Annotated in this window: 10 protein-coding genes, 1 pseudogene and 3 other annotated features; of the genes and pseudogenes, 9 read left to right on the forward strand and 2 right to left on the reverse strand. The window is 35.1% G+C overall.

From position 1 onward, the window contains the following. Positions 1-271: 271 nt before the first annotated feature. The gene (gene entB, locus DN389_RS13830) at positions 272-1,648 is read left to right on the forward strand and encodes a cell wall-binding protein EntB (RefSeq protein WP_149237276.1); all 1,377 of its coding nucleotides are present in this window, start codon (positions 272-274) and stop codon (positions 1,646-1,648) included. A gap of 50 nt (positions 1,649-1,698) precedes the next feature. Here entB and DN389_RS13835 read toward each other — a convergent pair whose 3' ends face one another. Continuing rightward, positions 1,699-2,217, reverse strand: a complete 519-nt coding sequence (locus tag DN389_RS13835; RefSeq protein ID WP_149237277.1) for a kinase — start codon at positions 2,215-2,217, stop codon at positions 1,699-1,701. Positions 2,218-2,317: 100 nt separating this feature from the next. On the opposite strand from DN389_RS13835, the gene DN389_RS13840 reads away from it, so the two are divergent. From DN389_RS13840 to DN389_RS28800, 3 genes and pseudogenes are all read left to right on the forward strand, one after another. Continuing rightward, the gene (locus tag DN389_RS13840; RefSeq protein ID WP_149237278.1) at positions 2,318-2,623 is read left to right on the forward strand and encodes a YfzA family protein; all 306 of its coding nucleotides are present in this window, start codon (positions 2,318-2,320) and stop codon (positions 2,621-2,623) included. A gap of 13 nt (positions 2,624-2,636) precedes the next feature. Further along, positions 2,637-3,170 (forward strand): annotated as a pseudogene (locus DN389_RS28795) (GNAT family N-acetyltransferase); the annotation flags it as partial. 15 nt (positions 3,171-3,185) lie between these two features. Then, complete coding sequence (locus DN389_RS28800; protein ID WP_254981352.1) at positions 3,186-3,716, forward strand: cysteine hydrolase family protein; 531 nt, start codon at positions 3,186-3,188, stop codon at positions 3,714-3,716. Between the two features lie 138 nt (positions 3,717-3,854). Here the strand turns inward: DN389_RS28800 and DN389_RS13855 are convergent, their stop codons facing one another. Beyond that, a complete protein-coding gene (locus tag DN389_RS13855) occupies positions 3,855-4,292 on the reverse strand; it encodes a YndM family protein (RefSeq protein WP_060487163.1) in 438 nt (145 codons plus the stop codon). A 180-nt stretch (positions 4,293-4,472) separates the two neighbouring features. Between DN389_RS13855 and DN389_RS13860 the strand changes: the two genes are divergently transcribed. The 5 genes from DN389_RS13860 to tyrA all read left to right on the forward strand — a co-directional run bounded on the left by DN389_RS13860 (position 4,473) and on the right by tyrA (position 13,515). Further along, positions 4,473-7,952, forward strand: a complete 3,480-nt coding sequence (locus DN389_RS13860) for a DUF4020 domain-containing protein (RefSeq protein ID WP_255450687.1) — start codon at positions 4,473-4,475, stop codon at positions 7,950-7,952. A 107-nt stretch (positions 7,953-8,059) separates the two neighbouring features. Then, positions 8,060-8,296: a binding site (T-box leader), on the forward strand. A gap of 54 nt (positions 8,297-8,350) precedes the next feature. Further along, positions 8,351-8,586: a binding site (T-box leader), on the forward strand. A gap of 185 nt (positions 8,587-8,771) precedes the next feature. Continuing rightward, a complete protein-coding gene (locus DN389_RS13865; protein WP_001273578.1) occupies positions 8,772-9,848 on the forward strand; it encodes a bifunctional 3-deoxy-7-phosphoheptulonate synthase/chorismate mutase in 1,077 nt (358 codons plus the stop codon). Between the two features lie 9 nt (positions 9,849-9,857). Then, positions 9,858-10,077 (forward strand) — a binding site (T-box leader). Between the two features lie 53 nt (positions 10,078-10,130). Continuing rightward, a complete protein-coding gene (aroC, locus tag DN389_RS13870) occupies positions 10,131-11,303 on the forward strand; it encodes a chorismate synthase (RefSeq protein ID WP_061673330.1) in 1,173 nt (390 codons plus the stop codon). 18 nt (positions 11,304-11,321) lie between these two features. Beyond that, positions 11,322-12,422, forward strand: a complete 1,101-nt coding sequence (gene hisC / locus DN389_RS13875; RefSeq protein ID WP_149237281.1) for a histidinol-phosphate transaminase — start codon at positions 11,322-11,324, stop codon at positions 12,420-12,422. Beyond that, the gene (tyrA, locus tag DN389_RS13880) at positions 12,415-13,515 is read left to right on the forward strand and encodes a prephenate dehydrogenase (RefSeq protein WP_001228146.1); all 1,101 of its coding nucleotides are present in this window, start codon (positions 12,415-12,417) and stop codon (positions 13,513-13,515) included. The genes hisC and tyrA overlap by 8 nt, the downstream gene beginning before the upstream one ends. Positions 13,516-13,527: the final 12 nt, after the last annotated feature.

The raw sequence follows: 13,527 nt of genomic DNA on the forward strand, positions 1-13,527 counted from the left end.
CAAAATTCAGTTGGAGCAAAGAAGTTAGGTGGGAGATCAACTGTCCGTAAACGTCCGATTGGTTCAACTAATAATCATTGGGGGATGAACAAAACCCCCACTGATTAAAGTTTCACTTTATAATATATAGAATTAAAAATGAGAATTTGATAGTATTGGAGTAAGGATTTTTAATAGCAGTATATTAAGTCGTATTAATATACTGTTACAAATGCTTTCCTAATTTTATGGAAGTATTTGATAGAATTCAAAAAAAATAATGGAGGCTAATATGAAAAAAATAATTGGCGCAGCAACAGCAACTGTTTTTGGATTGGGAGCATTTACTACAACTGCTACCGCAGAAACAATCGTAACAGCAGATGTACTCAACGTACGTGAAAAACCGACTACTGAATCAAAAGTTGTCAAAAAAGTAAAAGAAGGAGAAAAGTTAAAGGTTATACATACGGAAGAAGGATGGTCCAAAATTGATTTAAATGGTAAAGAAGTGTTTGTAAGTGCGGAGTTTACAAAAGATGTGTATTATGTAACAGCGAATTTGTTAAATGTCCGTTCTGATGCAAGTACAGAATCAGAAATACTTGGCAGACTAAAAACAAATGATGTAATTGAATCAACGCATCAAGTAAAAGACGGTTGGTTACAATTTGAGTATAAAGGAAAAACAGCTTATGTTAATGTTTCTTTCCTATCAAGTACAGCACCAGTTGAAAAAACAGCTAAAGAGAAAACGAAGCAAGTAGCGAAAGTACACAAAACAGCTAAAGCTAAGGAAGAAGTTAAAGCACAAAAGATAGCAAAGCCTAAGGAAGAAGCGAAAGTACAAAATGTAACAAAGCCTAAAGAAGAAGTGAAAGTACAAGAAGTAGTAAAGCCTAAGGAAGAAGTGAAAATACAAGAAGTAGTAAAGCCTAAGGAAGAAGTGAAGGTACAAGAAGTAGTAAAGCCTAAAGAAGAAGTGAAGGTACAAGAAGTAGTAAAGCCTAAAGAAGAAATGAAAGTACAAGAAGTAGTAAAGCCTAAAGAAGAAGTGAAAGTACAAGAAGTAGTAAAGCCTAAAGAAGAAGTGAAAGTACAAGAAGTAGTAAAGCCTAAAGAAGAAGCAAAAGCTAAGGAAGAGACCGAAGCAAGAGAAATAGCAAAGGCTAAAGAAGAAGAGAAAGCAAGAGAAATAGCAAAGGCTAAAGAAGAAGAGAAAGCAAGGGAAATAGCAAAGGCTAAAGAAGAAGAGAAAGCAAAGGAAATAGCAAAATCAAAAGAAGAAGAGAAAGCAAGAGAAATAGCAAAGGCTAAGGAAGAAGCAAAAGCAAGAGAAGAGTCTAAAAATAACATACAGTCTGCTAAACGTGAATTAACGGTAGTTGCGACAGCATATACTGCTGATCCAAGTGAAAATGGTACATATGGTGGACGTGTTTTAACTGCGATGGGGCATGATTTAACGGCTAATCCGAATATGAGAATTATCGCAGTAGATCCGAAAGTAATCCCATTAGGATCTAAAGTATGGGTAGAAGGTTATGGCGAAGCAATTGCTGGTGATACTGGAAGTGCTATTAAAGGAAATCGTATTGATGTTTTAATGGGCTCAAAAAGTAAAGCTATGAATTGGGGAAGACAAACTGTTAAAGTTAAAATTCTTTAATAAATAAAGTTATCTAGATAGAAGTCAGTTCTCTTTATTGAGACTGGCTTTTATTTTTGTATCGCAACATCAGTAAGAATCGCATTAAATATATCTTTTTGCGTGAAGGTATCTGTAAAAATAGTTTCTCGAGCAACTTCAATTGTATCGTGCGGATTATACCATTTTTGTAGGGAACCCTCACCAAATTCATATCGTTTGTCCCTTGTATTATGTCGTCGAATCGTTTCTTTTAATGATAAATCAAAGTAATATGTGTAGGCGTTTCCTTCAAAAAAATGTATTAATTCTGTCAGCATATCACCGTATCTACGACTGTTTAAAATGCCTTCTAAAATAACAAACTCACATTTTCCTTTTCCATACTTTGTAATTTCAAATAGTAAATCATGTGATAAATTTCCCATCGTATCATGTACTCTAAGCATATCTCTACGTACAACATCTTGTGATACTAAAAGTGTACCACGTCCGAAATATTCTTGTAGTTGCTTTGCGATTGTTGTTTTACCACTTGCGGAGTTTCCTCTAAGAATGATTAATGTTGATTTATGTATAGGATTAGACATAATTAATTCCCCCAGCATGAATGATTATATAGAAAATTTTAACAAATAAACCATGGAAAGTGTATAATTAATAGGATGGAAATAAAAAGGTGGGAGCTAGATGGAACATGAATTAAATAAGGCGCAGCCGATTTGGAAACGGACATGGTTTCGCTATCTAGGGGCATTTATAATTGTTCAATTACTATTTATTATTTGTGAGATTATAGGATGGGCACCAAATTTTAAGCCAAGTGGAGAGTTTTTAAATAGAATTTTACATTCTGAATTTTTCACGGAATGGTTCACTCCATATGAAATTCCTCATTTTAATGTGTTTACAGCATTTTTTGCGATTACATTGTTACCTTACGCACTAATAGGTGCAATGAAAGATTTCACAACAAGAAAAAATATAAATAATTAAAAAGAGGTACTATATGCTATTTCAAAAAGATAATATATCGATTAGATACGTAATAGAAGAGGATGCACCAATCATTTCAAAATGGTTAACAGACCCAGAAGTCTTGCGGTATTACGAAGGACGCGATAATCCGCAATCTGTAGAAATGGTACTGAATCATTTTATACATAATCCAAATAGTCATGAAAAAAGATGTTTAATAGCGTTTGATGCCGTTCCAATTGGTTACATACAAATGTACCCAATTGATTCTGAGTGGAAAACATTATATGGCTATGAAGAATCACAAAATGTATGGGGAATGGATCAATTTATCGGAGAGCCGACTTATTGGGGAAAAGGAATTGGAACGAAACTCGTTCAGGCAGCAATTACATATATTATGGAGAACACGGGAGCAGAAGCAATCGCAATGGATCCGAAAGTAAATAATGAACGTGCGATAAAATGTTATGAAAAATGCGGCTTTAAAAAAGTGAAGATATTAAAGGAACATGAGCTGCATGAGGGGAAATTAGAAGATTGTTGGATGATAGAATACAAACAAAGGGAGCTGCGCGAAATGAAAAAAGCATTACTAGTAATTGATGTGCAAGCAGGTATGTATACAGCAGGAATGCCAGTACATAATGGGGAGAAGTTTTTAGAAATATTGCAAGAGCTTATTGGGGAATGTCGTTCAAATGATATTCCAGTTATTTATGTACAACATAACGGGCCAAAAGATCATCCGTTAGAAAAAGGTACAGAGGGCTGGAAAGTGCATGAGGCGATTGCTCCACAAAAAGGGGATCGTATCGTTGAAAAGACGACGCCAGATTCATTTCATAAAACAAACTTAAATGAAGTGCTACAAGAAAAAGAAATTGAACATGTTATCATTTCAGGAATGCAAACAGAGTACTGTGTGGATACGACAACGCGAAGAGCGTTTAGTGAAGGGTATAAAGTAACGTTAGTGAGTGATGCACATAGTACGTTTAATGCAAAAGTGTTACGTGCGGAAGACATTGTGAAGCATCATAATGTAGTGTTTGGAGCATTTGCTAATGTTGTTGCATTAAAAGATTTGAAAGAAACTGTCTCTAAATAAGAGGCAGTTTTTTATTAGAAGAAATCATTTCGATAAGTCGATATATTGAAATAATCGTCGATATAATTTCACGTACCATAATGAAATTATGAAAAAGGAGCACCACATAATTAAAAGAGGCGCTCCTGCATCAAAATGTTACTTCTTCTTATCTTTATCCAAAACATTCTGCTCTTCAGCAAATTCCGTACCATATGCAAAGCGGCGATTAATATGAATGTTATCATTGTTGTGCCTTGTGTGTGAGTGAGAGAAGCGATGAACGATTACTTCAGATAATGTAAAGACAGTAGCGGAAAGGAAACTCCCCCATGCAATTTGCATGTAATTGTCTAATAAAATATTACCGAAAATCCATACGCTTAAATACGTTAGTAAGAAATCCGACATAATGGCACCGGTATTACCTATTCGGTTTAATATGATTTTATCGACGAACATATAGGAAACGATTGTAACAAAGAGACTAAATGAAATAATTTGGACGAACGTTGCAGGGAAAAATAAAGCGAGTCCAATACTAAATGCGATAATGCACGATATAAATTTGATAAGTACTACAGTAAAACCATTCAATATTTACACCTCCGATTTATACATAGTTTTACAATAAATTTAGGAGTTCATACATTGTAACGAATATATTTACATAAAACTTTTTCATGTTCATTTTTTGGCTAAATATTAAAAAAATAAAGAAAAAATGTTATAGTAAAATGAGAGTATATGACATTTTTAGGTAAGGGGGAATCCATGATGTGGATTACTTCAGAAGTAGAAATTCCAGAGGAGTTAATTGATCATCTTGAACAAGGAAAGTTAGTACTATTTGTTGGAGCGGGAGTTTCTATGAAAGGGAAATCAAACTTACCGAATTTTGATGATCTAGTTGATGAGATTGCGAAAACGTTATATGTAGAAACACGTGAAATAACAGAACCACATGATTATTATCTTGGTAAAATTGCGAAAACAAAAGATATACATCAAGTTGCAAGAGATTTAGTTCATATTGAAAAATCAAAGCCGAATCCGCTTCATTATGCGATTCCGAGGTTGTTTCCTTTAGATACGGAAGTCCGCATTGTCACGACAAATTTTGATCGGCATTTTACAACTGCGATGAAAGAAATGAATAGAGAATTAAACGTATATTACGCACCTGCGTTACCTACAGGTAGAGCGTTTAAAGGACTCGCTTACATACATGGCAATATAGAACAAGAGAAAGAAGCTTTAATTTTAACAGATGGTGATTTTGGAAGGGCTTACTTGACCGAAGGCTGGGCAAGAAGGTTTTTAGTTGATTTATTCTCGAATTATACTGTTTTATTCGTTGGATATAGCCATAATGACCCAGTAATGAAATATTTGGCTACTGGTTTACCGCCAAGTACAAGGCGTTATGCATTTGTTGCACAAGGGGAAAATACGTACCATTGGGAGCATTTAGGAATACGGCCGATTGTATACCCGAATAAAGGTAATAATCATCAATCTCTTGTTAAAGCAGTGAAGCGATGGGCAGAATTAATGGGAGATAATTATATTACAAAACGAATGCGAATTCGTGACATAGTAACAGTTCCACCGTCAGTAGAGCAGGAACAATTATCATACATAAAACAATCCATAAAAAAAATTGAAACAGTCCGCTACTTTGTTGAATTTGCTCATGATTATGAATGGGTGGAATGGCTTGAAGCAGAAGGGAAATTACAAAATTTATTTTTAGTTACATCAAACGATAATGAGGTAGATGAATTACTTGCAGAATGGTTGGTGGAACAATTTCTTTTTAGTCATCAAAAAGAATTATTTCAATTAATTTTTAAAAATCATTCTAAAATATCTCCGTTATTATGGAGAACAATTTGTAGCTACTTAAACGAAACGAAAATTAAAATGGACCCGTTGTTGTTTGCAAGATGGACACTTCTTTTATTAGAAACAGCTGAAAAAGATAGTAAATCTATTGAAAAAATTTCTTGCTTACTGCAAAAATGTTCTTTTCCTGAGCATAAAGAAATTGCTTTATTATTACTAACGTTTATTTTGGACGGAAAACTGAAATTGAAGCGGGAAAGAAAATGGGGAAATGATACGCAAGAATCAATAGAACTTGAGGAATCGAGTCGTTTACCAGTGTCTACATTTTCTTATGTGGAGCAAATTTGGAATGAGAAGATGAAACCTCATATTTCCTATTACGCCGTACCAATTATGATGATGGGAATAGAGAAGATGCGAATGTTATCACTACGACAAACGGCACTGAAAAAAAAGGATAAGGAAAATGTTGAAAAAGAGTTTCAGCAAAATGATCTTGCATTTTTAATTCAAATTGTAAAAGAGTGTTTAGCTTATTTGTGTGAAAATAATGAAAAAAAAGCAAATTATTATATTACAGAAATGATAGAAGCAAACAGCATGCTTCAGAACCGAATTGCAATTGATGCGATGAATAAAAATAGATTCGTTAGCGCTGATGCCAAAATGAAATGGTTGTTACAGGAAGGACTTTTTTTAGATGTCACGTATAAACACGAAGTTTTTCAACTTATAAAAAATCATTTCGCACTCTCTTTGGAAAAAACAAAGGAAGAGGTTATTCAAATTGTATTGAAGGACCTTGCAGAGGAGAGAGCATTTGATGCTTGTTTAGTTTTAGATTTATTATTCACTTGTGATTCGAATAGTCCATCTACAGCAAAAGGTTATGAGTTAATGAAGCAAAAACATCCTCACTTTCATTCTGATCGATATAGTTTACAAAAGAAAGAGACGGCAGATCAAAGTATTACTTGTAATGTAACTGCTGATGGATTATTGCAGTTGAAAGACGATGAAATTATGAAGCAAGTTCGTCAATTTTCTCAAGATGGTGTTTTTGAACAACGCCATTTTTTAGAGATGTTATCGAAAGCATGTAAGTTGAATACAGAATGGAGTATTTCATTTGCCTATCAATTAGTTGGTATGCAAGAAATAAGTAATGAAGTATGGTTTGTTTGTATTAGAGAGTGGCGAAATAACCGAGGATTGACAAATGAACAAATCCAAAAAGTAATTCCGCTATTACAGAAATTTGTTAGAAATACTGCTTTTCATTGGTTAATTAGTAGCTTTCTATATGAAATTAGTAATCGATTAGAAGAGTTAGAGGAAAATAGTATACGCAGTGTGAAACGTTTTGCTTTTTCGGTATTCCCTCAAGTAATGAAAAGTGATACAGATTTTAAGCTTGGAAAACAAGACTTTTACAATGAATCGATCCAGCATCCTGTTGGAAAAATGACAGCTGTATTATTAAAACTGCTATCATATGATCATTTATACGATCGTAATGTATATGAATATTTATTTTTATTTGAAGAACAAGTAAGAGTTAGTAAAGAACGGACAAATTTTATGTTAGCTCGTTTAGTAGCAGATGTTACATTTCTTTATCATATTGAGAAGCAATGGTGCCGAAAATATTTGTTGCCATGCTTAGATTTAAAGAAAGAAAATGAGATTACGAAATATGCATGGGCAGGCTTATGTTACACGCAAATCAATTTACCTTTATTTACAGAAATGAAACGATTTATTAAGTATGCAGTAGAACATTTGGAAGTATTACATCCGCATACGAGGGAAGCTTTCTTGAAATGGCTCAGTTTTGTATTTATTAAATGTGTACTGTATTGGGAGCAAAAAACAGATTGGTTATACCCGTTACTTATACAAGAAAATGAAGAAAATAAAATTAAATTTATGCAGTTTTTATGCTATTACGTCAAAACGTTAAGTGCAAAAGAACAACAAAAATTTTGGGCATCTTGGCTCAGTGTATTTTTGCGAGAGCGACCGAAAATGGGTGAAATCACAGCTAGAGAATATGTAATGCTTTTGCGTATTATTTTATTTATGGATGAAATAGTAGAAAGAGGATTATCTATAATAAAAACATTTTCAGGTTTGGTTGGAAAAGGGAATCAAACGGAGTTAAAACAGTTGTTTAATGAAATACTTGAAAAGACAGAGAGTATAAAAATGTATAAAGAATTGTATGCAAATGTATTTTTCACTTTACTACAAACGCTTCAAGAAGCCGATTTACTTGAAACTGAAATCATTCAAATAAAAGAAATATTAATCCAGTATGGAGTAGAAAAATATGTATTAAATGCAATAGATAATGAGATAATTCGCATCGGAATTGTTATGGAGAATTTACAAGAAGAAATGTAGGGCGGAAGTGGAATTTTAAAAAAAATATAAAAAGTTGTTGACAGTGTTTTGAAAAGCGTTCTATAATACGAATCATACTTATTCAATTTCAAAAACATTTGAATAAACAAAGTGCAATGAAGAGATCACAGTAGTGGTTAGTCTTACTGTAACAGAGAGCTGGTGGTTGGTGTGAACCAGTACAGGGATAATCATGAATTACAGTCTTGGAGCATCTTTTTCGTAGTAAAGATAGTATTGTCTTTATGAAGAAAAAGCGGTCAATTGATCGTTAACAGTGAAGAGAGGTAGACGGAAAGTTAGTCTACAACTAGGGTGGTACCGCGATAAATATCGTCCCTACTGATTTATTCAGTAGGGACTTTTTGTATTTTAGTGGTCTAACTTGAAAATTAAATATATATGCGTTGAAAGGAAAAGCAGTAGTTGTTGTTTCCCTGTAACAGAGAGCTGGTGGTTGGTGCGAACCAGTACAAAAACAAGAGCGAATTACAGTCCTAGAGCATCTTTTTCGTAGTAAAGATAGTATTGTCTTTATGAAGGGAAAGACGGTCAGATGATCGTTAACAATGAAGAGAGGTAGACGAAATAAGTCTACAACTAGGGTGGTACCGCGATAAATATCGTCCCTACTGATTGAATCAGTAGGGATTTTTTGTACAAAAAAGTGGGTGTTGATAGTGTCCTTATAGTAAGTATTCGTTTAAAATAAGAAGAGGTATCGATTCCACTTAAATTTTGTATAATTTATCAGTTCAGAAAATAGAGAATTTTTCATTCTCTTACTATACTTTTAAAACATTAGAGGAGGATTTCCAAATGGCAAATCATGAATTAGATCAATTACGTAAACAGGTAGATGAAATTAACTTACAACTATTACACCTTTTAAACAAACGTGGTGAAATCGTTCAAAAAATTGGGGAGCAAAAGCAAGTACAAGGTACGAAACGTTTTGATCCAGTACGTGAGCGTGAAGTACTTGATATGATCGCAGAGCATAACGAAGGACCATTCGAAACGTCAACAGTTCAACACATTTTCAAAACAATCTTCAAAGCTAGCTTAGAATTACAAGAAGATGATAACCGTAAAGCATTACTAGTATCACGTAAAAAGAAACAAGAAAATACAATCGTTAATGTAAAAGGTGAATTGATTGGAAACGGAACACAAACGTTCATCATGGGACCTTGTGCGGTAGAAAGCTTAGAGCAAGTTCGCCAAGTAGGGCAAGCGATGAAAGACCAAGGTTTAAAATTAATGCGCGGTGGTGCTTTCAAACCAAGAACATCTCCATACGATTTCCAAGGTTTAGGAGTAGAAGGATTACAAATTTTACGCCAAGTAGCAGATGAGTTCGACTTAGCAATCATTAGTGAAATCTTAAATCCGAACGATGTTGAAATGGCGCTAGACTACGTTGATGTAATTCAAGTCGGTGCACGTAACATGCAAAACTTCGATTTATTACGAGCTGTAGGTAAAGTTAACAAGCCAGTATTATTAAAACGTGGATTAGCAGCAACAATTGATGAGTTCATTAACGCAGCTGAGTACATCATTGCACAAGGTAATGACCAAATTATTCTATGTGAGCGTGGTATCCGCACATACGAAAGAGCGACACGTAACACATTAGACATTTCAGCAGTACCGATTTTAAAGAAAGAAACACATTTACCAGTAATCGTTGACGTAACGCATTCAACTGGACGCAGAGATTTATTATTACCAACAGCGAAAGCAGCACTTGCAATTGGCGCAGATGCAGTAATGGCTGAAGTACACCCAGACCCAGCGGTTGCATTATCAGATTCTGCACAACAAATGGATATTCCGGAATTCCATAGATTCATGGATGAGTTAAAAGGTTTCAAAAATAAACTATCTTAATTCCATATCATATATGCGCTGAAGAGGAAACAGTAGTGCTTATCTCACTGTTAAAGAGAGCTGATGGTCGGTGTGAATCAGTACAAAGATAAGCATGAATTACAGCCTTGGAGCATCTTTTCCGCCAACTTTTGGAGGGAAAGACGGTCAAACGATCGTTACAGAAGAAGAGAGGTAGACGATAGTTGTCTACAACTAGGGTGGTACCGCGATAAATATCGTCCCTACTGAGCGCTCAGTAGGGACTTTTTTGTACAAAAAAATAGTAAAGGGGCAAGAGAAATGAGATACATTACAGCTGGAGAATCACATGGACCGCAGTTAACAGTTATTTTAGAAGGTGTACCAGCAGGTTTAACATTAACATCGGAACATATTAATAAAGAATTATTAAGAAGACAAAAAGGGCACGGACGCGGAAGACGCATGCAAATAGAAACTGATACAGTTGAAATTGTAAGTGGTGTTCGTCATGGGATGACACTTGGCTCACCAATAACGTTAATCGTTAAAAATGATGATTTCAAACATTGGACGAAAGTAATGGGTGCAGAGCCAATTTCGGAAAAAGAAAGTAAAGATATGAAACGTACAATTACAAAACCACGTCCAGGACATGCAGATTTAAACGGTGCAATTAAATATGGACATCGTGATATAAGAAACGTATTAGAGCGCTCATCTGCAAGAGAAACGACAGTTCGTGTAGCTGCTGGTGCAGTTGCGAAACAAATTTTGAAAGAATTAGGCGTAGAAATTGCAGGGCATGTTCTTGAAATTGGTGGGGTACAAGCGAAACGAATTTCAAACTTACCAATAGAAGAAATTCAAACGATTACTGAAAATTCACCAGTTCGATGTTTAGATAAAGAAGTAGAACAAGAGATGATGGATGCGATAGATAACGCTAAAAGTAGTGGGGATTCAATCGGCGGTATTGTTGAAGTCATTGCAGAAGGTATGCCAATTGGTGTTGGTAGTTACGTTCATTACGATCGTAAATTAGATGCAAAACTTGCTGGTGCAATTATGAGTATTAATGCATTTAAAGGTGCTGAAATTGGTGTTGGTTTTGAAGCAGCAAGACAGCCAGGAAGTAAAGTACACGATGAAATATTATGGGATGAAGAAAATGGATACACGAGAAAAACGAATAATGCCGGCGGTTTAGAAGGCGGTATGACAACAGGAATGCCAATTGTCGTAAGAGGTGTTATGAAGCCAATACCTACATTATACAAACCGTTAGCAAGTGTTGACATTGATACGAAAGAAGCATTCCAAGCGAGTATTGAAAGATCTGATAGTTGTGCAGTACCAGCAGCAGGTGTAGTAGCTGAATCTGTTATAGCATGGGAACTTGCACATGCACTAGTCGAACAATTCGGAAAAGATCGTATGGATTTAATTCAGCAAAACATTACGCAACATAATAAATACGCAAAAGAATTTTAATAAAAAGGTGGTTTTAACATGCAAGTAAAAGATCAACTATCATCATTACAACCATATAAACCAGGTAAATCACCTGAACAAATGAAAGAAGTGTACGGAGATCATTTATTTGTGAAATTAGCATCAAATGAAAATCCATTCGGCTGCTCACCACGTGTTTTAGATGAGTTGCAAAAATCGTGGTTGGAACATGCTTTATATCCTGACGGAGGTGCTATAGCGCTTCGTCAAACAATTGCAAAGAAGTTACATGTTCAAATGGAACAAATACTTTGCGGTAGTGGTTTAGATGAAGTCATTCAAATAATAAGCCGTGCAGTACTTAGAGCAGGAGATAACATCGTAACGGCTGGTGCAACATTCCCGCAGTACCGTCATCATGCAATTATTGAAGGTTGTGAAGTGAAAGAAATCCCTTTAAATAACGGTGTATACGATTTAGACGAAATTTCGTCAGCAATAAATAATAATACGAAAATCGTATGGATTTGTAATCCGAACAACCCGACAGGCACATATGTGAATGATCGAAAATTGACTCAATTTATTGAAGGTATTAGTGAAAATACGTTAATTGTCATTGATGAAGCGTACTATGAATACGTAACAGCAAAGGATTTCCCAGAGACATTACCGCTTTTAGAAAAACATAAAAACATTCTTGTACTTAGAACATTTTCTAAAGCGTACGGATTAGCTTCTTTCCGCGTTGGATATGCAATTGGACAGGAAGAGCTAATCAAGAAATTAAATGTCGTACGTTTGCCATTTAACGTATCTTCATTAGCGCAAAAAGCAGCGACGATTGCTTTTGGTGATGACGAGTTTATTGAGGAAATAGTTCGTGTGAATACAGAGGGATTACAACAATACGAAAGCTTTTGTAAGGAAAATGAAATTCCGTTTTATCCATCGCAAACAAATTTCATCTTCTTGCCAGTTGAGAATGCTGGGGAGATTTATGAAGCTTGTGCACACGCAGGATTTATTATTCGTCCGTTCCCAAATGGTGTCCGTATTACAGTCGGAACAAGGGAGCAAAATGAAGGGGTGATTTCAGTGTTAAAACAACACTTTGAAAATAAAAAAAGAAAGTCTCGAGATGAGGAAAATGCGTAAAAAGGTAGTTTTAATTGGAACTGGTTTAATCGGAGGCTCTCTCGCATTAGCAATTAAGAAAGAGCACGATGTAACGATAACAGGTTATGATATATTTCAAGAACAAGTAGAGCGTGCAAAAGAATTACATGTAGTAGATGAAGTAGCAGTAGATTTACAGCATGCATGTGAAGAGGCGCATTTAATTGTGTTTGCTTCTCCAGTTGAAGAAACGAAGAAGTTATTACACAAATTAGCGTCATTTCATTTACGAGAAGATGTTATTGTAACAGATGTTGGTAGTACAAAAGGGACGATCATGAATGAAGCGGAAGCTTTATTTTCAAAGGAAGTTTCTTTTATTGGTGGACATCCGATGGCAGGTTCTCATAAAACGGGAGTTGAAAGTGCAAAAGCACATTTATTTGAAAATGCATTTTATATTTTAACGCCGATGAATCATGTGCCAAATGAACATGTGGAAGAACTAAAGCGTTGGTTACAAGGAACAGGGTCTCATTTTCTCGTTCTAAATACGGAGGAACATGATTATGTAACAGGGATCGTTAGTCATTTTCCGCATCTTATCGCAGCTGGATTAGTAAAGCAAGTGGAGAAACATGCAGGAGATAATCCGCTCATTCATCAATTAGCTGCCGGAGGGTTTAAAGACATTACACGTATCGCATCTAGTAGCCCAAAAATGTGGAGTGATATTGTTAAGCAAAATCGCGAGCATTTAATGGTATTATTAAAAGAGTGGATCTCTGAAATGGAAGATTTATATGATACAGTTTCTACCGGAGATGCAGGCGAGATTCAAAACTATTTTGCAGACGCGAAAGAATACCGTGACTCTTTACCAGTACGAAAGAGAGGGGCAATTCCTGCCTATCACGACTTATACGTCGATGTTTTAGATAAAGTAGGGGCATTGGCTCATATTACGAGTATTTTGGCACGTGAAGAAATTAGTATTACGAACTTGCAAATATTAGAAGCACGTGAAGGGTTGCTTGGGGTATTACGTATTAGCTTCCAAAGAGAAGAAGATCGTATGAAAGCAAAGCTAGCGCTTAGAGAAGAAAAATACCAAACTTATGAAACAATTTAAATGAGAAGGTGA

This window comes from Bacillus sp. AY3-1 (genome assembly GCF_008368785.1).
GTDB lineage: Bacteria > Bacillota > Bacilli > Bacillales > Bacillaceae_G > Bacillus_A > Bacillus_A wiedmannii.